At 71.7% G+C, this 18,973-nt stretch carries 17 protein-coding genes; 2 read left to right on the forward strand and 15 right to left on the reverse strand.

All coding sequences use genetic code 11. The features are described 5' to 3' along the window. Positions 1 to 111: 111 nt before the first annotated feature. Positions 112 to 1,047, forward strand: coding sequence for a LysR substrate-binding domain-containing protein (locus ABID77_RS17225; protein ID WP_429598382.1), 936 nt, complete (start codon positions 112 to 114; stop codon positions 1,045 to 1,047). Between the two features lie 46 nt (positions 1,048 to 1,093). On the opposite strand, the gene ABID77_RS17230 is transcribed toward ABID77_RS17225, so the two are convergent. Genes ABID77_RS17230 through ABID77_RS17245 form a run of 4 tightly spaced genes read right to left on the reverse strand, consistent with a single transcriptional unit; the run spans position 1,094 to position 4,799 of the window. Beyond that, positions 1,094 to 2,092, reverse strand: coding sequence for a Bug family tripartite tricarboxylate transporter substrate binding protein (locus tag ABID77_RS17230; RefSeq protein ID WP_429598384.1), 999 nt, complete (start codon positions 2,090 to 2,092; stop codon positions 1,094 to 1,096). A gap of 53 nt (positions 2,093 to 2,145) precedes the next feature. Next, positions 2,146 to 3,624 (reverse strand): aldehyde dehydrogenase, encoded by a 1,479-nt coding sequence (locus ABID77_RS17235; protein WP_429598386.1) that lies wholly within the window; start codon positions 3,622 to 3,624, stop codon positions 2,146 to 2,148. Between the two features lie 42 nt (positions 3,625 to 3,666). Beyond that, the gene (locus ABID77_RS17240) at positions 3,667 to 4,263 is read right to left on the reverse strand and encodes a thiamine pyrophosphate-dependent enzyme (RefSeq protein WP_429598388.1); all 597 of its coding nucleotides are present in this window, start codon (positions 4,261 to 4,263) and stop codon (positions 3,667 to 3,669) included. Next, on the reverse strand, positions 4,263 to 4,799 hold the full coding sequence (locus tag ABID77_RS17245) for a phosphonopyruvate decarboxylase (protein WP_429598390.1): 537 nt from the start codon (positions 4,797 to 4,799) through the stop codon (positions 4,263 to 4,265). Before ABID77_RS17245 ends, ABID77_RS17240 begins: the two co-directional genes overlap by 1 nt. A 104-nt stretch (positions 4,800 to 4,903) precedes the next feature. On the opposite strand from ABID77_RS17245, the gene ABID77_RS17250 reads away from it, so the two are divergent. Beyond that, positions 4,904 to 5,836 (forward strand): LysR family transcriptional regulator, encoded by a 933-nt coding sequence (locus ABID77_RS17250; RefSeq protein ID WP_429598392.1) that lies wholly within the window; start codon positions 4,904 to 4,906, stop codon positions 5,834 to 5,836. A gap of 146 nt (positions 5,837 to 5,982) precedes the next feature. Here ABID77_RS17250 and ABID77_RS17255 read toward each other — a convergent pair whose 3' ends face one another. The 11 genes from ABID77_RS17255 to ABID77_RS17305 form a co-directional block, all read right to left on the reverse strand. Further along, on the reverse strand, positions 5,983 to 7,158 hold the full coding sequence (locus tag ABID77_RS17255; RefSeq protein WP_429598394.1) for a Gfo/Idh/MocA family protein: 1,176 nt from the start codon (positions 7,156 to 7,158) through the stop codon (positions 5,983 to 5,985). Next, positions 7,155 to 8,162 (reverse strand): sugar phosphate isomerase/epimerase family protein, encoded by a 1,008-nt coding sequence (locus tag ABID77_RS17260; RefSeq protein WP_429598396.1) that lies wholly within the window; start codon positions 8,160 to 8,162, stop codon positions 7,155 to 7,157. Before ABID77_RS17260 ends, ABID77_RS17255 begins: the two co-directional genes overlap by 4 nt. A gap of 126 nt (positions 8,163 to 8,288) precedes the next feature. Further along, positions 8,289 to 9,248, reverse strand: a complete 960-nt coding sequence (locus tag ABID77_RS17265; RefSeq protein ID WP_429598398.1) for a substrate-binding domain-containing protein — start codon at positions 9,246 to 9,248, stop codon at positions 8,289 to 8,291. A 49-nt stretch (positions 9,249 to 9,297) separates the two neighbouring features. Next, a complete protein-coding gene (locus tag ABID77_RS17270) occupies positions 9,298 to 10,308 on the reverse strand; it encodes an ABC transporter permease (RefSeq protein WP_429598399.1) in 1,011 nt (336 codons plus the stop codon). Positions 10,309 to 10,450: 142 nt separating this feature from the next. Then, positions 10,451 to 11,971: a sugar ABC transporter ATP-binding protein gene (locus tag ABID77_RS17275; protein WP_429598620.1), complete on the reverse strand. Its 1,521-nt coding sequence runs from the start codon at positions 11,969 to 11,971 to the stop codon at positions 10,451 to 10,453. A gap of 5 nt (positions 11,972 to 11,976) precedes the next feature. Next, positions 11,977 to 13,146, reverse strand: coding sequence for an ROK family protein (locus tag ABID77_RS17280; protein ID WP_429598622.1), 1,170 nt, complete (start codon positions 13,144 to 13,146; stop codon positions 11,977 to 11,979). A 277-nt stretch (positions 13,147 to 13,423) separates the two neighbouring features. After that, positions 13,424 to 14,398: a Bug family tripartite tricarboxylate transporter substrate binding protein gene (locus ABID77_RS17285; RefSeq protein ID WP_429598400.1), complete on the reverse strand. Its 975-nt coding sequence runs from the start codon at positions 14,396 to 14,398 to the stop codon at positions 13,424 to 13,426. A gap of 44 nt (positions 14,399 to 14,442) precedes the next feature. Further along, positions 14,443 to 16,011 carry a bifunctional 3-(3-hydroxy-phenyl)propionate/3-hydroxycinnamic acid hydroxylase gene (locus ABID77_RS17290; protein ID WP_429598402.1) on the reverse strand — a complete coding sequence of 523 codons (1,569 nt, stop codon included), beginning with the start codon at positions 16,009 to 16,011 and terminating at the stop codon, positions 14,443 to 14,445. A 4-nt stretch (positions 16,012 to 16,015) separates the two neighbouring features. Beyond that, on the reverse strand, positions 16,016 to 16,879 hold the full coding sequence (locus ABID77_RS17295) for a fumarylacetoacetate hydrolase family protein (RefSeq protein WP_429598404.1): 864 nt from the start codon (positions 16,877 to 16,879) through the stop codon (positions 16,016 to 16,018). A 32-nt stretch (positions 16,880 to 16,911) separates the two neighbouring features. Then, positions 16,912 to 17,844, reverse strand: a complete 933-nt coding sequence (locus tag ABID77_RS17300; RefSeq protein ID WP_429598406.1) for a VOC family protein — start codon at positions 17,842 to 17,844, stop codon at positions 16,912 to 16,914. Then, the gene (locus tag ABID77_RS17305) at positions 17,841 to 18,941 is read right to left on the reverse strand and encodes an amidohydrolase family protein (RefSeq protein WP_429598408.1); all 1,101 of its coding nucleotides are present in this window, start codon (positions 18,939 to 18,941) and stop codon (positions 17,841 to 17,843) included. The genes ABID77_RS17300 and ABID77_RS17305 overlap by 4 nt, the downstream gene beginning before the upstream one ends. Between the last annotated feature and the right edge of the window lie 32 nt (positions 18,942 to 18,973).

Here is an 18,973-nt window from a genome sequence, read left to right on the forward strand (position 1 = left end):
AGGCATCGTCGGAAGGTGTATCGGAGCCTGGATTGTTCGATGCCGATCGATATTTGTGAAATATGGATTTAAGCTAGGCGCTAGACGTCGAAGACATAGCAAGACCGACCAATGGAACTGCGCCACATCCGCTACTTCATCGGCGTCAGCGAGGCCGGCAGCCTGCTGAAGGCCTCGGCGCGGCTGCACGTCGCACAGCCGGCGCTGGGCCAGCAGATCGCGGCGCTGGAACACGACGTCGGCGCGCGCCTGTTCGACCGGTCGAGCCGCGGCGTCACGCTCACCGAGGCCGGCAAGGCCTTCCTGGAACACGCGCGGGTGGTGCTGGCCGACGTCGAGCGCGCCCGCGCGGCCGTGCGCCAGACCGGCGTGGTGCCCGCCGGCGAGGTCGCGCTCGGCCTGCCGACCACCGTGTCGCTCATCGCCACCGTGCCGATCCTGCAGGCCTGTCGCGAGCGGCTGCCGCAGGTGCGCATCAAGCTGGTGGAGGGCTACAGCGGCTTCCTGCGCGAGTGGCTGATCGCCGGCCGGCTCGATCTGGCCCTGATCTTCGGCGACCAGGCCGACCCGGCGCTGGCCAAGCAGCTGCTGCTGGAGGACCGCCTGGCCTTCGTTTCGAACGCCTACGGCGCCACGGCCCCGCGCACGATGGCCCTGGCCGCGCTGCCGCGCTGGCCGCTCGTGCTGCCGGGCCGCGACCACGGCCTGCGCCGCATCGTCGACGACGCCTGCGAGGCCGAGGGCCTGGTGCTCGACGTGGTGGCCGAGATCGAGTCGCTGCCCAGCGTCAAGCGTGCGGTCGAGGCGGGCCTGGGCAGCACGATCCTGCCGCCGGGCGCCGTCGCCGACGAGGTGGCCGCCGGCCGCCTGCGGGCCTCGGTGATCGACAGCCCGCGCATGCTGCGCCGGATCGTCGGCGCCACCAGCGTCACCCGGCCCGGCACCACGGCGGGCGCCGCCGTGATGCGCGTGGTGGTCGACGTGCTGCGCCGGATGGTCGAGGACGGCAGCTGGCCGGCGCGCTGGATCGGTCCCGGCGACGCGTGAACCGGGAGGCGGTCCGTCGGAGCCGCGTGGTCGCAACGGCGCGCGCTCAGTCCCGCTTGAGGCCGCCGATGGACCGGATGACGCCGCCCCACTTGTCCAGTTCCGACGCGACCAGCGACGACAGCACCTCCGGCGTGGAGCCCACCGGCACCGCGCTCAGGTCCTTCAGCCTGGCCTGCACGTCGGGCTGCGCCACCACGGCCTGGAGCTCGCGGCTCAGGCGATCGACCAGCGGGCGCGGCAGCTTGGCCGGACCGAAGATGGCGTTCCAGGTATAGGTCTCGTAGCCCGGCACGCCGGCCTCGGCCAGGGTCGGGATGTCGGGGAAGGACGGCGAGCGCTGGCGGGTCGTCACCGCCAGGGCCCGCGCCGAACCGGCGCGGATGTGCGAGGCGGCGCCGGTCAGCACGTCGAACAGGATCGGGATGTGGCCGCCCACCAGATCGGTCATCGCCGGTCCGCCGCCCTTGTAGGGGACGTGGCCAATCTCCACCCCGGCCATCGACTTGAACAGCTCCCCGGACAGGTGCGGCGGCGTGCCGACGCCCGAGGAGCCATAGCTGTACTTGCCGGGCTCCGCCTTGAGCAACGCGATGAGTTCACGCACGTCCTTGGCCTTGACCGATGAACTCACCAGCAGCACGTTGGGCACGGTCGCGACGAGCGAGATCGGCGTGAAGTCGCGCTGCGCGTCGTAGGGCGCCGGCGGCGTCGACAGGGGGTTGATGGCATGGGTGGCGACGGTGCCCATGAGCAGCAGGCCGCCATCGGCGGGCGCCTTGGCCACCCTGGCCGCGCCGATGGCCCCGCCGCCGCCCGCGACGTTCTCCACGATGACGCCGTGCGACAACCGCTCGGACAGCTTCTGCGCGACGAGGCGCGAGACCACGTCCGTCGCGCCCCCGGCGGCGAAAGGAACGACCAGGACGATCGGACCCTTCGGCAGTTCGGCGGCCTGCGCGACGGCGAACGGGGCAGCCGGGCCCAGCGTCGCGGCAGCGCCCCACGCCAGCAGGTCACGACGAGAAATCTTCGAACCGGTCATGTGCCTTGTCTCCGTCTTGTTCTGTTCTGTTCTGTTTTTTCGTGACGCTGCCGTCAACGCATCACGAACGGATTGCCCGCCACGGCGCCGCTGTTGATCCAGACGCACTTGGTCTGCAGGTACTCGCGGATCGCGTCGATGCCGTTCTCGCGGCCGAGGCCGGAGTCCTTGTAGCCGCTGAACGGCGCCATGAAGCTCACGGCCCGATAGGTGTTGACCCAGACGGTGCCCGCCTGCAGCTTCTCGGACATGCGGAGCGCGCGGCCGATGTCGCTCGTCCACACCGCCGCCGCCAGACCGAAGCGCACGTCGTTGGCGATGCGCAGCGCGTCGGCCTCGTCCCGGAAGCGGATGATCGACAGCACGGGACCGAACACTTCCTCCTGGGCGATGCGCATGTCGTTGCGCACGCCGGTGAAGATGGTCGGCTGCACGAACCATCCCCGGCCGCATCCGGGCGCCGTCCCCTTCCCGCCGCCGAGCACCACCGTCGCGCCCTCGGCACGGGCAATGTCGATGTACTCCAGCACCTTGCGGTACTGCGGCGGGGTCGTGACCGGGCCGACCTGCGTGCCGGGGTCCATCGGGTCTCCCATGCGGGCCGTGCGCGCCACCGCCAGGAGGCGCTCGACGAAGGCATCGTGGATGCTGTCGTGCACCAGCAGCCGGGAGCCCGCGATGCAGGTCTGGCCGGTGGCCGCGAAGATGCCGGAGATGGCGCCGAAGGCGGCCTGCTCCAGGTCGGCGTCCTCGAACACGATGTTGGGCGACTTGCCGCCCAACTCCATGGCGGTGTGCTTCAGGTGCCGGCCTGCCTGCTCGTTGATCAGGCGGCCCGTGGCGTCGGAGCCGGTGAAGCTGATCTTGTTCACCAGCGGGTGCTCCACCAGCGGCGTGCCGACCTCGGCGCCGAAGCCGGTGACCACGTTGAACACGCCCGGCGGGAAGCCGGCCTCGTCGAACAGCTCGGCCAGCTCCAGCGTGGAAGCGGAAGTGAACTCCGATGGCTTGACCACCACCGTGCAGCCGGCGGCCAGCGCCGGGGCGACCTTCCAGCTCAGCAGCATCAGCGGCGAGTTCCAGGGCGTGATGGCCGCCACCACGCCGACGGGCTCGTGACGCGTGAAGGCGAAGTAGCCCTTCTTGTCGAGCGGCAGCGTCGCCCCCTGCACCTTGTCGGCCAGACCGCCGTAGTAGCGGAACCACTGCGGGATGTAGTCGAGCTGGGCCTGCATCTCGGCGAGCAGCTTGCCGTTGTCGCGCACCTCCGTCGTGGCCAGCTGGACGGCGTCACGCGCGATCAGGTCGGCGAGCCGGTGCATCAGCGCACCGCGCCGGGTGGCCGTCAGCTCGGACCAGGGTCCCCCGGTCAGCGCCTGGTGGGCCGCCCGCACGGCGGCGTCGACGTCGCTCGCATCGCCACGCGGGATCCGTGCCCAGGTCTCGCCGGTGTAGGGGTTCTGCGTGTCGAACCACTGCCCGCTCCGGGGCTCGCAGGCTTGCGCGCCGATGCGCAGCAGGTAGCGTTTCATGGGGTTTCCTTGGAGGATCATCGGTGCTCGAAGCGTTGCCGCTCAGAACGGCTGGAGGCCGAGCGCAGCGCGGAACCGGTTCTTGATGAACGGGCCGTCGCGCGGCGGCAGGGCGCGCGGCGGTTCATTGGCGTCGATGAAGACCTGCACGAAGCGCAGGCCGCCGCGGGCGTTGATGCCCTCGGCGATCTCCCCGACTCGCTCGATGCCGTCGGTCGAGTCGGCGTGGGCGATGCCGAAGCCCTTGGCGATCGCCACCAGATCGGCGCCGAGGCTGGAATGGCTGCGCTGCATGCCGGTCTCGCCGAAGTGCCCGTTATCCAGCACGACGATGGTGAGGTTTTTGGGCTGCTTGACGGCGATCGAGCCCAGGCTGCCGATGCCCATCAGCTGCTCGCCGTCGCCGGTGATCACGACCACGGACTTGTCGGTCTGCGCCAGGGCCAGGCCCAGGCCCAGCGCCGCGGCACCGCCCATGGCGCCCCACAGGTAGTAGTTCTTGTCGCGGTCGCCGGCGGCGAACACGTCGTAGGACGCGGAGCCCAGGCCGGTGACGACCAGCGCTTCAGGGGTGGCCGCCAGCAGCTCGGCGACGAATTCGCGGCGATCGGCGCGCGGCTTCGATTCGATCTGGTTCATCACTTGCGCTCCCACTTCTTGCGTCCGATCAGGCTCTGTCCCAGCAGCACGGCAACCTTCTCGCCGGCCTGGAAGGCGGCGTCGTAGCCGGCACTCACGATCTCCTCGACCTCGTCGGGGTGGGAGGCACGCAGCACGTGGATGCCCATGAGCTCCAGCGCGGCCTGCGTGGCCTTGCCCATCGGGCCCTGCCAGGGATTGAACTCGGCGTACTCGCCGCGCATGGTGACCAGCGTGAAGAACGGGAAGTCCGCCGCCTGCAGCAGGGAGAACATGTTCACGCAGTTGCCCACGCCGCTGCTCTGCATCAGCAGCACGGCGCGCTTGCCGCCGAGCCAGGCGCCGCACACCACGGCCACGCCCTCCTCCTCGGTCGTGAGGACGACGTCCTCGATGTCGGGATCGGCGATGGCGCTGCGGATCACGTGCGAATGCCCGGCGTCGGGCACGTACGCGATCTGGTCGACGCCGCCCTCCTTGAGGACCTTGAAGACGGCTTCCTGCCAGGCGGGCGCCGAGGAGGGGGGATGACTCATGGGAATGAAGATCTGGAGTGGACGGGTCGGTCATCATAAAATTTGATTCCTGACGATGTGAAATAAATATTTCGCATTCCTCCATCACCACCCGGCATCGCTCCATGGACTTCAAGCAGCTCAAGGCCTTCCTCACGGTCGCGGAGACCGGCAACGTGACGCGGGCCTCGGAGGTCCTGCACCTGGTGCAGCCGGCCGTCTCGCGCCAGCTGCGCCTGCTCGAGGAGGACGTGGGCACCCCGCTGTTCGTCCGGGAGCGCCACGGCATGGTGCTCACGGATGCGGGCCACGCCCTGGTGGGCTACGCGCGCCGCGCGATGCTCGAACTCGACCGGGCGCGCGTGGAGATCGCCGGTGGCGCCGAGGGCGTCGCGGGACTGGTCACGCTCGGGCTGCTGCCCAGCACGATCGACGTCCTGTCGGGCCCGCTGGTCGCCGCGCTGGCGCGCGAGCATCCCGGCATCCGCATCCGGCTCGCGATGGGCTACGCGGGGACCCTGGCGCGCTGGCTGGTCTCGGGCGAGGTCGACGCCGCGCTGCTCTATGGCGTCGAGCATTCCGCCGACGTGCGCACCACCGCGCTGATCGAGGAACCTCTGTGGGTGATCGGGCCGAAGGACGCCGGACTGGACCGCCGGACGCCCGTGGCGCTGAGCAGCCTGGCGCAGCGCAAGCTGGTGCTGCCCAGCGCGCCGCACGGCATCCGCTCGCTGGTCGAGCACGCGTGCGCCGTGCGGAACGTGGTGCTGGATCTCTCGGCCGAGACCAACGCCCTGAGCGTGCAACGCCGCCTGGTCCTGGCGGGCCACGGCCTCACCATCCTGCCCCCCATCGCCGTCGCCGAGGACCTGCAGGCCGGCAAGCTCTCCGGCGCGCCGCTGGCCGATCCGCCGGTCGCACGGACCATCGTGCTGGCGCTGCCGTCGAACCGCCTGTGCGGCCGTCACGTGCATCGCGCCGTGGACGTGCTGGTGCGGGAAACGCGTCGGGCGGTCGAATCAGGTGCCTGGCCGGAGGGTCGCTGGCTGGGCGCCTGAGGACGCTCGGACGTCCGGAGCATCCGGCCCAGCCCGGTGGCGCGTCGGCCTTCGGCAGTCTCGCGGACCGGCACCCGCGCTCCGGCCCCGGGCGGCCGCGCCGTCGTCGATCCCTCGGTCGACCGCGGGCATCGCGGCATCCTCCGTCACCAGGGCGTCCATTTCGCCTCGCTCGCCGCCGACGCCAGGGTGCGCTCGATGAAGCGCACCCCGCGCGCCCCGTCCTCGACGCGCGGATAGACGGCGTCCGGCGGATCGTCCGGCGCGCCCGCGAGCCGGGCGCGGATGGCCGCGAAGATGCTGGCGTAGACGTCGGCAAAGGCCTCGATGAAGCCTTCGGGATGGCCGCTCGGCAGCCGGTTGCCGCGCAGCGCCGCCGGGTGCAGCCATGGCGAGCCGCGCGTGAGGCGCCGCGCCGGTCCGTCGAGCGGCCGGTGGATCAGCTCGTTGGGCCGCTCCTGCTGCCATTCGACCGTGCCGAGCGTGCCGGACACCCGCAGCCGCAGGTCGTTCTCCACGCCCGTGTTGATCTGCGACGCCACCAGCACGCCGCGCGCGCCGTTGGAAAAGCGCAGCAGCAGGTTCGCATCGTCATCGAGCGCGCGGCCCGGCACCAGCGAACCGAGGTCGGCACAGAGGCTCTCGATCTGCAGCCCGGTGACCGTGGCGATCAGGTTCTCCGCATGCGAGCCGATGTCGCCGATCGCACCGGCAGCGCCGCTGCGCGCCGGGTCGAGCCGCCAGTCCGCCTGCTTGTTGCCGATGTCCTCGAGCGCGGTCGCGAGCCAGCCCTGGCTGTATTCGACCACCACCTTGCGCACCGTGCCGATCTCGCCGGCCGCGACCATGGCGCGCGCCTGTCGCACCATCGGATAGCCGCCGTAGTTGTAGGTGACGCCGAACACCGTGCCCTGCCGCGCGACGGCGGCCACCAGCGCATCGGCCTGCGCGCGCGTGTGCACCAGCGGCTTGTCGCACACGACGTGGAAGCCGGCGTCGACGAAGGCCTGCGCCACCGGGAAATGCACATGGTTGGGCGTGACGACGACGACGAAGTCGATGCGCTCGTCGGGCGACCGCCGCAGTTCGTCGGCCAGCAACGCGGCCCAGTCGCCGTGGTTGCGGTCGTCGGGCAGGAACAGGTCGCGGCCCGAGGCGCGCGCCTTGTCCGGGCTCGACGAGAGCGCGCCGGCGACCAGCTCGGCCTGGCCGTCGAGCGCGATCGCGTGGCGATGCACGGCGCCGATGAAGGCGTCGCGCCCGCCGCCGACCATCGCGTAGCGCAGCTTGCGGCGGGGCGTGGAGGAAGGCGGGGCGTTCATCGGCGCTTTCTGTCGAACACGGCGTCGAAGGCGCCGGCCGCCGGTTCGAAGTCGAGCCGCCTGCAGAAGGCCGCGCTCTCGGTGGCGCCGTGCACGCGGTCCATGCGGCTGTCCTCCCATTCGACGCTCAGCGGGCCGGCGTAGCCGATGTCGTTGAGCGCGACGATCACCGATTCGAAATCGATCATGCCGCGGCCCACGCTGCGGAAGTCCCAGAAGCGGCGCGCGTCGCCGAAGCTGGTGTGGCCGCCGAACACGCCGACCGTGCCGTCGCCCTTGCCCCACCACACGTCCTTCATGTGGGCGTTGTGGATGCGGTCGTGGAACAGGCGGATGAACCTGACGTAGTCGACTCCCTGGTAGCCCAGGTGGCTCGGGTCGAAGTTGAAGCCGAAGCGGCGGTGGCCGTTCACGGCCGCGATCGCGCGTTCGGCGGAGGCGATGTCGAAGGCGATCTCGGTCGGGTGGACCTCGAGCGCGAAATCGATGTCGTGCGCGTCGAACACGTCGAGGATCGGGGTGAAGCGGCGCCCGAAGTCGGCGAAGCCCTTGTCCCAGAAAGCCTGCGTGGTCGGCGGGAAGGCGTAGATGGCGTGCCAGACCGACGAGCCGGTGAAGCCGGTCACGGTCTTGACGCCGAAGGCCGCCGCCGCGCGCGCGGTGTCGGCCAGTTCGCTGGCGGCGCGCCGGCGCACGCCTTCGGGCTCGCCGTCGCCCCAGACGTGATCGGGCAGGATGGCCCGGTGACGCTCGTCGATCGGGTCGCAGACGGCCTGGCCGACCAGGTGGTTGCCGATCGCGAAGCACCGCAGGCCGTGCGATTCGAGCAGCGCCCGCTTGTCCCGCACGTAGGTCGCGGAGGCGAGCGCCTCCTGCACGTCGAAGTGGTCGCCCCAGCAGGCCAGTTCGAGGCCGTCGTAGCCCATGCGCCTGGCCAGCGGCGCCAGCTCGGCCAGCGGAAGGTCGGCCCATTGGCCGGTGAAGAGCGTGACGGGTCTTGCCATGGTGGGTATTTGGTTTGTCTTCGCGCGAAACGCCGCTGAACCGGCTTCGCCGGGCCGCTGGCGTTGCCCCCGGCAGGGGGTGGGCGAAGCGACACGAAGTGCGCGGAGCCTGGGGCGGAGCCCGTATCAGAACGGCGAATCGGGGACGTAGAAGTCCTTGGCGTTGTCCTTCGTGATCAGCACCGACGGGATGATCGTCGTCGCCGGCAGCTTCTCGCCTTTCAGGCGCGCTTCGGCCGTCAGCTTGATGGCGTCGTAGATGAACTTGGGCGAGTAGCTGACGTCGGCGCCGATGCGCTTGTCCTTGCCGTCCATGATGGTCTTGACCATGCCCTTGGCGCCCGCGCCGCCGAACACGATCTTGATGTCGTCGCGCTTGGCCTGCTCGATGGCCTTGAGCACGCCCACGGCCATGTCGTCATCGGCGGCCCAGATGGCGTCGATCTGCTTGAAGCGCGTGAGGTAGTCCTGCGTCACCTTGAAGGCGTCATCGCGGTTCCAGTTGGCGTACTTGGCGTCGAGCAGCTTCACGTCCGGGTGGTTCTTGAGCACCGCGTTGAAGGCGTCCATACGCTCGTTGTCCAGCGTGGTCGCGATGCCGCGCAGCGCCACCACGTTGCCCTTGCCCAGCGTCTTCACGATGTATTCCGCCGGGATGCGGCCGAAGGCGGTGTTGTCGCCGGCCACGTAGGCGTCCTGCGCGCTGGTGTCGGTCAGGCCGCGATCGACCACCGTGACGTAGGCGCCCTTGGCCTTGACCTGCGCCACCGGCTTGGTGAGCGCGGCCGACTCGAACGGGAAGATCACCAGCGCGTTGATCTTGCTGACCGTGGTGAAGTCCTGCAGCTGGTTGGCCTGCTCGGGTGCGCCGCTGGCGGTCTTGATCGTGATCTTCAGGTCCTTGTGTTCCTTCTCGAGGTCCTTCTTCGCCTGGTTGGCCCAGTAGTTGATGCCGCCCATGAAGCTGTGCGTGGCGGCCGGGATCGAGACGCCCAGGTTGACCTTCTCGGCCGCGAGGGCCGGCAGGCCGGCGAGGGAGGCGGCCGCGATGGCCGTGAGCGCGAAACGGCGGGTGAGGTTCTTCATGCTGGATGTCTCCTGTGGATGTGTCGATGGAACGGGACGAGGGGAAAAACTAGCGCCGACCTCTCTGGAGGAACGCCACGACGATGATCACGAAGCCCTGAACCGCCGCGTTCAGGTAGACGCTGATGATGCTGGTGAGGTTGAGGATGTTGCTGATGACCGACAGCAGGATGGCGCCGACGACGGTGCCGGTGATGCTGCCCGCGCCGCCCTTGAGCGCCGTGCCACCGACGATCACGGCGGCGATCGCCTCCAGCTCCCACAGCAGGCCGGTGGTCGGCGAGGCCGAGCCCAGGCGCGGCACGTACAGCAGCGTCGCGATGCCCACGCACACGCCCAGCAGCACGTAGGTCAGGATCTTCACGCGGTCGACGTCGACCGCCGCGTAGCGGGCCACCTGCTCGTTCGAACCGATGGCCTGCATGTAGCGCCCGTAGGCGGTGCGGTTGAGGATCACCCCGCCGACCACGGCGACGACGAAGAACACCCACACCGGCACCGGGATGCCCGCCAGGCTCGCGTAGTACACGGGGGCGTAGAGGTCCGCCGGCTCGTTGTCGAGCGTGAGCGCGCCGCCGTCGGCGAAGTAGGTGAGGTAGGCGCGGAAGATGCCCAGCGTGCCCAGCGTCACGATGAAGGGTTCGATGCGGCCCTTGGTGATGAGCAGTCCGTGCGCCAGGCCGAACATCGCGCCCAGCACCACCGCGAGAGCGGCGCCGAGCACGACGGCCGCGAGCGGCGAGCCCGTCGCCGGCCCCGCCCAGTTGATGAACATGATCACGCTGCCGGCGATGAGCGCGGCCATCGAGCCCACCGAGAGGTCGATGCCGCCCGAGATGATCACGAAGCACATGCCCACCGCGATGATCCCGATGAACGCGGTGCGGGTGAGCACGTTCATCGCGTTGTCGAGCGTGGCGAAGTCGCCGTTGAGCAGCGTGCCGGCGATGCACAGCAGCACCAGCCCGACGACCGGCCCGATGCCGCGCAGGCGCTCGGCCCAGCCGGGCTTGTTCTCGGCGCGGTGCGCGGAGGCGCTCGATTCAGGAGTCGATGCCATGGTTTTTTCCTGTGCTCAATGCGTTTCCGGGACGCGGCCGAAGCCCGGAACACCGTGGAACCGGCTTTGCCGGGCCGCCGGTGTTGCCCCCTGCGAGGGGGTCGGCGAAGCGACACGCAGTGCGCGAAGCCTGGGGGTGGGTCTAGTTCGTTCCGGTGGCATGGGCGATGAGTTGTTCTTCTGTCAGATGGTCGGCGTCGAGCGTCGTCACGATCCGGCCGGCGCGCATCACCGCGACGCGGTGGCACAGGCCGATCAGCTCCATCAGCTCGGACGAGACGACGATCACGGCCAGGCCTTCGCGGGCCAGTCGCTGGATCAGGAAATAGATGTCGCGCTTGGCGCCGACGTCGACGCCGCGCGTGGGCTCGTCGAGCACCACCACCTTCGGCCGCGGCTGCAGCACCTTGGCCAGCGCCAGCTTCTGCTGGTTGCCGCCCGACAGCGACGAGGCGCGCGCGTCGAGGCTGCCGGTGCGGATGCCGTAGTCCTCGACCGCCTCGGCCAGCGCGGCGCGCTCCGCGTCGGGCCGGAGCCAGGGCGTGGCGTAGCGCTCCAGCGCCATCAGCGTGAGGTTCTGCCGCAGGCCGAAGTGCACGTGCAGGCCCTTGCCCTTGCGGTCCTCGCTGAGGTAGGCGAAGCCGTGCCGCGCGGCATCGCGCGGATCGCGCCAGCCGCGCCCGTCCGGAACGACCCTGCCGAGCATCTCGACGTGGCCGCTCGCGGGCCGCAGGCCGATCAGCCCTTCGAACAGCTCGGTGCGGCCGGCGCCGACCAGCCCGGCGAAGCCGAGGATCTCGCCGGGACGCACCTCGAAGGCCGCGTCCCGCGCCCAGCCCGGCACGCCGAAGCCGGCCACGCGCAGCGCCGGAGCGCCCTCGCGCGCCACGGCGTCGCGCGGCGGATAGAGGTCGGCCAGCTCGCGCCCGACCATCAGGTTGGCCATCTGCTGGCGCGTCACGTCGGCGGTGGGCGCGCGGGTGACGAAACGGCCGTCGCGCATCACGATCACCTCGTCGGTCACGCGCTGCACCTCGTCGAGCTTGTGCGAGATGTAGACGATGGTCACGCCGTCGGCGCGCAGCTGCGCGATCAGCCCGAACAGCCGCTCGGTCTCGCCCGGCGTGAGCGTCGCCGTGGGCTCGTCCATGATCAGCAGGCGCGCCCGGCGGGCCACGGCCTTGGCGATCTCGACCAGCTGCTTCTCGGCCACGATCAGCCGGCGCACCTTGGTACGCGGCTCGACCCGCAGGCCGACCTGGGCCAGCGCCGCCGCCGCGTCGCGCGTCATCGACGCGTCGTCCAGCAGCCAGCCCTTCTTCTTCTCGTGGCCCAGGAAGATGTTCTGCGCCACGCTGAGGTCTTCGGCCAGATTGAATTCCTGATGGATCAGCACGATGCCCAACGCCTCGGCGTCGCGCGAGCCGGCGAAGCGCCGCGGCGTGCCGTCGATGCGCAGCGCGCCCTCGGTCGGCTGCTCGTAGCCGGCGAGGATCTTCATCAGGGTCGACTTGCCCGCGCCGTTCTCGCCGAGCAGCCCGTAGACCCGGCCGGGCGCCAGCGAGAAGCTCACGCCGTGGAGCACCCGCACCGGCCCGAAGGCCTTGACGATGCCGTCGAAGTCGACCGCCACGCCGGCCGGCGGCGACGGCGTCGTCGCGATGCCCGTCACGGCGCCACCCCCCGCACCCTGAGCGTTTCCTGCATCGCCAGCACGCCCGCGCCGATGACGCCGGCCTGCGCGCCCAGCGGCGTGTACTGGATCTCCAGGTGCCGCGTCGACAGCGCCAGCGAGCGCTGGTAGACGCTCTGCCGCACCGCCGCCAGGAACAGCGGTCCCACCTGCGTGATGCCGCCGCCGATGAAGATGTGCGAGGGGTTGAAGAAGTTGACCACCGACGCGAGCATCTGGCCGAGCAGGCCGGCCGCCTTCTGGATGATGCCGTTGGCCGCCACGTCGCCGGCGCGGCCCGCGTGGCCGACGTCGGCCGCCTCGATGCGTCCCGTCCGGCGCAGGCATTCGGCCAGGGCTTCGCTCTCGCCGTCGGCGGCGGCCCGCGTCGCCATGCGCGTGATCGCCGGGCCGGCGGCCATCGCTTCCACGCAGCCGACGTTGCCGCAATGGCAGCGCGGCCCGTCCAGGTCGACGCAGATGTGGCCGACGTCGCCGGCGGAGCCGGCCGCGCCGCGGTAGACCTCGCCATGGCAGACGATGCCGCAGCCGATGCCGGTGCCGACCTTGACGACGAGGAAGTTCGACAGCGAGCGCTTGAGCCGCCAGAGTTCGCCCAGCGCCATCAGGTTCACGTCGTTGTCGACGAAGACCGGCGCGGCGTAGTCCTCCCGCAGCAGGTCGCGGATCGAGAAGCCGTCCCAGGCCGGCATCAGGGGCGGGTTCACCAGCTGGCCGCTCTGGAAGTCGACCGGCCCGGGCACGCCGATGCCGATGCCGATCACCCGGCGCGCATCGATGCCGGCGCTCGCGAGCATGTCGCGCAGCAGCACGCGCACCCGCGCCAGCACCACGCCCGGCCCCTGGCGCACGTCGGCGGCTTCGACGTGCTGCGCGAGCGGCCGCAGATCGGGCCCGAGGAGCGCGATGTCGAGGCGGGTGGCGCCGATGTCGATGCCCAGGAGCACGCCCAGCGAGTCGCTGAGCCGGAGGTTCTCGGCGCGGCGGCCGCCCGACGAGGGCCGCAACCCCGCCTCGGCGAGGACGCCCTGGTCGACGAGGCCCGCGATCAGCGCGTTGGCCTTGCTCTTGGAGAAGGCCAGCCGCTCGGCCATGCCATGGCGCGAGCCGCCGGACGACCAGAAGGTGGCTTCCAGCAGCAGCAGTTCGTCGGCGGTCAGGCCGCTCCAGCGTTCAGGCATGTGTCTCCGTCGCTTCGTCCGGCATCGTGTGGCCGGTCGCAGGCGAATACTAGGGGCGCATCTTCAGCCGGACAAGCTCCAACTTCGGACAAATTCGGGTCGAAGTCGGCGACGTCTCCTCGCATCGGCCACGCGCGAGCGGCGAGGCGGTCCCGGCGCGCTTTCTCGGCCGCCGCGGCTCCCTTCACGACCCGTCCCGGCCTCCGCGTCGCGCCTGCGCCGTCGCGTCGACGGCCGACGGTCACTCGGGCAGCAGGCCGATCTCCGACGCGACCTGACCGAGCCGGCGGTGCTCGGCGACGAGCCAGGCCTCGACGTCGCGGGGCGAGCCGCCGGGCGCGGCGATCGGGCCGACCGTCAGCATGCGCTGCGCCAAGGCCGGGTCCCGCAGCAAGCGCTCGACCTCGGCGTTGAGGCGCGCGACCACCGGGGCGGGCGTGCCGGTCGGCGCGACCAGCGCCATCCAGCCGCTCATGTCGACGCCGGGCAGGGTCTCGGCGACGGTCGGCACCGCCTCCCAGCCGGCCACGCGCTTCGCCGACGTCACCGCCAGCATGCGCAGGCGGCCCTGGCGCACCAGCTGCGAGGTCGACGCCACGTCGGCCACCAGGGCGTCCGCGTGGCCGCCCATCACGTCCTGCACCGCCACGCCCACCGCGCTGTAGGAAACCAGGTTGGCCTGCGCGCGGCCGCGCACGTTGACCAGCCGCGCGATCATGCCGCCGAAGGTGCGCGGCCCCTCGTTGGCGATCGACAGCCGGCCCGGCGCCTGGGCGCCGCGCGCGAGCAGGTCGGGCAGCGACTGGATCGGCGAGTCGCCGTTGACGAGCAGCGCGAACGGGCTGTTGGCCACGAAGGCCACCGGCGCGAAATCCTTGAGCGGGTCGTAGGGCAGGTTCCGGAACAGGTAGCTGTTGGTCACCAGCGCGGCGGCGGTGGCGAAGTACAGCGTGTAGCCGTCGGGCGCCGCGCGGGCCACGGCCTGGGCGCCGATCACGTTCTGGCCGCCGGGGCGGTTGTCGATCACCACCGGCTGCCCCAGCGCGCGCGCCAGGCCGTCGCCCAGCAGCCGCGCGACGTTGTCGGGGCCCGAGCCGGCCGGCTGCGACAGCACCAGCTTCACCGGTCGGTCGGGCCAGGCGCCCTGGGCGGCAACGCGGCCGGTGCCGGCGAGCGCGGCCAGGGCCAGCCCGAGCTGGAAGGTTCTGCGGTCCATGTGTCGTCTCCTCGTCTTGTGTTCGTCCCAGGTGGGGAATCGCTTCAGCGCCAGTCGCGCGCGAGCCGGTCGAGCAGCGCGCGCAGTTCGCCGGCGTCGCCGGCCACGCCGTAGACATAGCGGTCCGGCCGGACGATCGCCGCGCGGCAGCCGTGGCGGTCGAACCAGCCGGCGACCACGCCCTCGGTCTCGCGCAGCGCGTCGGCGCCGAAGCGCAGCACGGTCGGCGCCGGTCGCGCCGGCAGCGCGTCGGCGAGCGCCGCCGCGTCGATGCGCTCGCCGTCGAGCGCCAGCCACCAGCCGTCGCCGGCCAGCATGTCCAGGCGCGTGGCCGTGCCGTCGACGTCGATCCACGGCTGCGGAAAGATCGTGCCGACGGCCGGATGCGCCCCCGGCGCGAGCCAGCCGGTCTCCAGGCCCGGGATCACGTCCTGGCGCGGCGTGTCGCGCACCACGCCGCCGCACTCGGCGAGCAGGCGATCGTCGCGTTCGCGGGCGCGATCGGCATCGCGCTCGCCGATGACCGCGCCGATGGCCTTGATGCGCCCGGTGAGCGTTCGCACGTGGCGGCCGCGCTCCTCGCCGTAGCTGTCGAGCAGGCGCTCGGCGGCGTCGCCCTCGATGTCGCCGCGCAGCACCGCCGCCAGCTTCCAGGCCAGGTTGGCGGCGTCGCGCACGCCCTGGCACATGCCCTGGCCCAGGAAGGGCGGCTGCTGGTGCGCGGCGTCGCCGGCGACGAAGACGCGCCGGTCGCGCCAGCGCTCGGCCACCAGCGCGTGGAAGCGGTAGGCCGCCTGGCGCCACAGCTCGCCGTCCTCCGGCGTGAGCCAGCGCTCCAGGAACCGCCAGGTGACCTCGGGCCGCACGACCTCGCGCGGGTCCTCGCCCGGCTTGAGCGAGATCTCCCAGCGCCGGTGGTTGCCCGGACCGATGACCAGGGTGCAGGGCCGGTCGGGCTCGCAGTACTGGACGCTGGTCGCGGGCAGCTTCGCCAAGCCGCGCTCGTTGACCCGCACGTCGACCACCAGCCAGGGCTCGTCGAAGTCCAGGTCGTGCAGCGCCAGGCCGGCGAGGCCGCGCACCGTGCTGGAGGCGCCGTCGCAGCCGATCGCGTAGCGGGCCCGCACCGTCCGCGCCGCGCCGCCGCCCTCGACGTCGGCGATGCGCAGCGTCACGCCCGCCTCGTCCTGCGCCAGCGACGCCAGCGCGGCGCCGAGCACGACCCGCGTGCCGGGCGCCGACCGCACGTGCGCGCGCAGCAGTTCCTCCACCGGCGGCTGCGTGAACACGTTGGAGGGCGTGTAGCCCAGCGGATGCGGCGGCGCGACCATCGTCAGCCGTTTGATGAGCCGGCCGTCGGCGCCGTAGTAGGCCGAGGGCGTGAAGGGCTCGACGTGCCGGGCGACCGCCTCTGCCACGCCCAGCTGCTGCATCACGCGCATCACCTCGTGGTCGATGGCGATGGCGCGCGGCTTGTCGTAGACCTCGGCGAGCCGGTCGCAGACGAAGACGCTCAAGCCTTCCTTGGCCAGCAGACCCGCCGCCACCGCGCCCGACGGGCCGAAGCCGACCACCGCGACGTCGAACACGTCGCGTTCCTCGTCGATGTCCATGGCCTCAGTCCTCGGCGCGGATCGGGTTGGCCAGCGTGCCGATGCGCTCGATCTCGACCTCGAAGGTGTCGCCGGCCTTCAGCCACACGGGCGGCGTGCGCGCTTGGCCGACGCCCGCGGGCGTGCCCATGACGACGACGTCGCCGGGCTCCAGCGTGAGCACCTCGCTGAGCAGCGCGAGGGTCTCGGCCACGCCCCAGATCATGTCGGTGGTGTCGGCGCTCTGCATCACCCGGCCGTTGAGGCGCCCCTCGATCTTCAGTCCGACAGCCGCCGGCGGCAGCTCGTCGGCCGTCACCAGCACCGGGCCGAAGCCGCCGGTGCCGTCGAAGTTCTTGCCGATGGTCCACTGCGGCGTGCGCTTCTGGTAGTCGCGCACCGACATGTCGTTGAAGCAGGTGTAGCCGAAGACGTAGGACGGGGCGTCCTCCTGCGACACGTGGCGCGGCACGCGCCGCCCGACGACCAGGGCCAGCTCGGCCTCGTAGTCGAACTTCGCCGAGACGCGCGGCGCGATGCCGGCCTCGCCGTGGGCGATCAGCGAGCTGGCGCCGCGGAAGAAGAACCAGGGGTAGTCGGGCTTCTCGCGGCCGCCCTCCTTCGCGTGGTCGAAGTAGTTCAGCCCCAGGCAGACGATCTTGCCGGGCTCGGGCACCAGCGGCGCCAGCCGCAGGCCGGCCAGCGGCCGACGCGGCGCGTCCGAGGCCAGCGCGCGCCCGGCGGCGGCGGCGAGGTCGACGCCGGCGGCCAGGGCGGCGCGCAGGCCGGGCGGCACGGCGGGATCGGCGGCGTTCAGGTCGATGACGTGCGCGCCGTCGACCAGGCCCAGGCGGGGCTGGCCGTCCTGCAGGAAGGTGGTGAATTTCATGGGATCGTCGCTCGGGATGGCAGTGGAGGGATTCAGGCGTCGGTGGCGTCGGTGGCGCTGGCGGGGGCGACCGGGGCGAAGAGGACCCGGCGCTGCGCCTCCTTCAGCCGCGCCGTCGGCGGCTGGGAGATGCCCCACTGGTCGACCCGGCCGGCGGGCCACTTCCAGTCCTCGGGGCCGCGGGCGACGTAGGTGTCGTCGATCTGCTCGACCTCGGCCGTGTACTCGATGACCTCGCCGAACGGGCCGACGAAATAGTTGAAGGCGTTGTCGCCGGGTCCGTGGCGGCCCGGACCCCACTCGATCGCGTGGCCGGCGTCGCGCATGCGGCCGCCGCCGCGCATCACCGATTCGAGGTCCGGCATCACGAAGGCGATGTGGTTGAGCGCGTCGTTGTCGGCGTCGCCGAGCGCCACGCTGTGGTGGTCGCCGGCGCAGTTCATGAAGGCCATGATCCGGGTGCGGTCGGCCAGCGTGAAGCCCAGCGCCTGCTCGAAGAAGCGCCGCGTCGCCTCGACGTCGTGGCTGTTGAGGACCACGTGCGCGAGGCGCGAGGGCCGGTCCCTGGCCTCGTGGGCATCGGCATGCGCGGCGTCGCCGAAGACGGCGCGCAGCACGCGCCCGTCGGGGTCGCGTACGGTGACGGCGGTGCCGCCGCCGGGCTCGTCGAGCGGCGCCGGCGCGCGCACGACGGTGCCGCCGGCGCGCACGGTGGCCGCGGCGATCTCGTCGAGCGCCGCGCGACTGCGGGCGCGCAAGGTGACGTGGCGGATCGCGGTGGCCGCTCCGCCCTGGTGCAGCGCCAACAGGTGGTGGTCGGCGCCGGTGCCGCGCAGATAAAGCACGCCGTCGCCGCGCGCCGCGACGTCGAGGTGCCAGACGCGGGTGTAGAAGTCCTCGGCGCGCGCGAGGTCGCTCACGTCGAGCGCGACGCTGCGCAGGCCGCCGATCCAGGGAGAGCTCATGGGGATTCCTTGTGGGTCGAAGGACCGAACGCGCGCGCCAGGAAGCGGCGCGCGGTGCCTTCGGTGAGTTGTTGGATCTGCGCGTCGTCCAGCCCGGCCGCGGCCAGCGGCGCCAGCGGCGCGGATTCGTGGAAGTTGAACGGGTAGTCCGTGCCCAGCATCAGCCGCGACGCGCCGAACCGCCCGACCAGGTGGGCCAGCGTCCGGGGGTCGAACACCAGGGTGTCGAAGAACAGCCGCGCCGCCTGCTCGGCCGGCGCCACCGGCATGTGCTCCTGCAGCGCCGGGAACACCGACCAGCCCTTCTGCAGCCGTGGCAGCAGCGACGCGAAGGTGCCGCCGCCGTGGCTGAACGCCAGGCGCAGGCGCGGCCGGCGCACCGGCAGGTTGCCGGTGACGACCGAGGCCGCCGCCAGGCCGACGTCGGTCGGATAGCCCAGCACCTGCTGCAATGGCGCGGGTCCGGCGACGCGGTCCATGCCGGTGGGCTTGAGCGCGTGCACGAAGACCGCCGCGTCGAGCGCCTCGCAGGCCTCGAAGAACGGATCGAAGCGCGCGTCGCCGATGGGCGTGCCGTCGACGTTGCTGCCGATCTCCACGCCGGCGAGGCCGAGCGTCCCGACGGCGTGGCGCAGCTCGGCGATGGCCGCGTCGACGTCCTGCAGCGGCACCGCGCCCAGGCCGATCAGCACGCCGCCGGACTCGGCCGCCATGCGGGCGATCTCCTCGTTGAGGAAGCGCAGCAGCTGCTGCGCGTCGGCCGCGTCCATCCAGTAGGACAGCAGTTCGGGCATCGGCGAGATCGCCTGGTGGGCCAGGCCCATGCCGGGCAGGTCGGCCAGGCGCCGCGTCGCGCTCCAGCACTTCTCGGAGACGGTGCGGTAGTTGCGCCCGGCGATCATCACCTGCCGGTGGCACAGGCCGTTCACGCTCGGCGCCGCCAGCGTCGAGGGCCAGTCGGCCGGCGCGCGGCGGCCGAGGTAGGCCGGGAACCGCGCCGGCACCACGTGCGCGTGCACGTCGATGCCGCAGGCGCAGCGCAGGCGTCGCGGGCCGCCCTGGCCGTCCTCGCCGCTGTGTCGGGGTCGTTCTTCCATCTGCCTCGTCTCCGTTGGCAGGCAGTCTAGGC

Origin of the sequence: Variovorax sp. PvP013, assembly GCF_050435945.1 — a bacterium.
Lineage (GTDB): Bacteria > Pseudomonadota > Gammaproteobacteria > Burkholderiales > Burkholderiaceae_C > Variovorax.

What these genes read in the sequence shown, in the direction of transcription:
- ABID77_RS17235 (WP_429598386.1), bottom strand. Translation starts at nt 3,624, where the DNA reads ATGAAACGCTACCTGCTGCGCATCGGCGCGCAAGCCTGCGAGCCCCGG.
- ABID77_RS17250 (WP_429598392.1), top strand. Translation starts at nt 4,904, where the DNA reads ATGGACTTCAAGCAGCTCAAGGCCTTCCTCACGGTCGCGGAGACCGGC.
- ABID77_RS17290 (WP_429598402.1), bottom strand. Translation starts at nt 16,011, where the DNA reads ATGGACATCGACGAGGAACGCGACGTGTTCGACGTCGCGGTGGTCGGC.
- ABID77_RS17245 (WP_429598390.1), bottom strand. Translation starts at nt 4,799, where the DNA reads ATGAGTCATCCCCCCTCCTCGGCGCCCGCCTGGCAGGAAGCCGTCTTC.
- ABID77_RS17270 (WP_429598399.1), bottom strand. Translation starts at nt 10,308, where the DNA reads ATGGCATCGACTCCTGAATCGAGCGCCTCCGCGCACCGCGCCGAGAAC.
- ABID77_RS17230 (WP_429598384.1), bottom strand. Translation starts at nt 2,092, where the DNA reads ATGACCGGTTCGAAGATTTCTCGTCGTGACCTGCTGGCGTGGGGCGCT.
- ABID77_RS17255 (WP_429598394.1), bottom strand. Translation starts at nt 7,158, where the DNA reads ATGAACGCCCCGCCTTCCTCCACGCCCCGCCGCAAGCTGCGCTACGCG.
- ABID77_RS17305 (WP_429598408.1), bottom strand. Translation starts at nt 18,941, where the DNA reads ATGGAAGAACGACCCCGACACAGCGGCGAGGACGGCCAGGGCGGCCCG.
- ABID77_RS17260 (WP_429598396.1), bottom strand. Translation starts at nt 8,162, where the DNA reads ATGGCAAGACCCGTCACGCTCTTCACCGGCCAATGGGCCGACCTTCCG.
- ABID77_RS17265 (WP_429598398.1), bottom strand. Translation starts at nt 9,248, where the DNA reads ATGAAGAACCTCACCCGCCGTTTCGCGCTCACGGCCATCGCGGCCGCC.
- ABID77_RS17285 (WP_429598400.1), bottom strand. Translation starts at nt 14,398, where the DNA reads ATGGACCGCAGAACCTTCCAGCTCGGGCTGGCCCTGGCCGCGCTCGCC.
- ABID77_RS17300 (WP_429598406.1), bottom strand. Translation starts at nt 17,844, where the DNA reads ATGAGCTCTCCCTGGATCGGCGGCCTGCGCAGCGTCGCGCTCGACGTG.
- ABID77_RS17225 (WP_429598382.1), top strand. Translation starts at nt 112, where the DNA reads ATGGAACTGCGCCACATCCGCTACTTCATCGGCGTCAGCGAGGCCGGC.
- ABID77_RS17295 (WP_429598404.1), bottom strand. Translation starts at nt 16,879, where the DNA reads ATGAAATTCACCACCTTCCTGCAGGACGGCCAGCCCCGCCTGGGCCTG.
- ABID77_RS17240 (WP_429598388.1), bottom strand. Translation starts at nt 4,263, where the DNA reads ATGAACCAGATCGAATCGAAGCCGCGCGCCGATCGCCGCGAATTCGTC.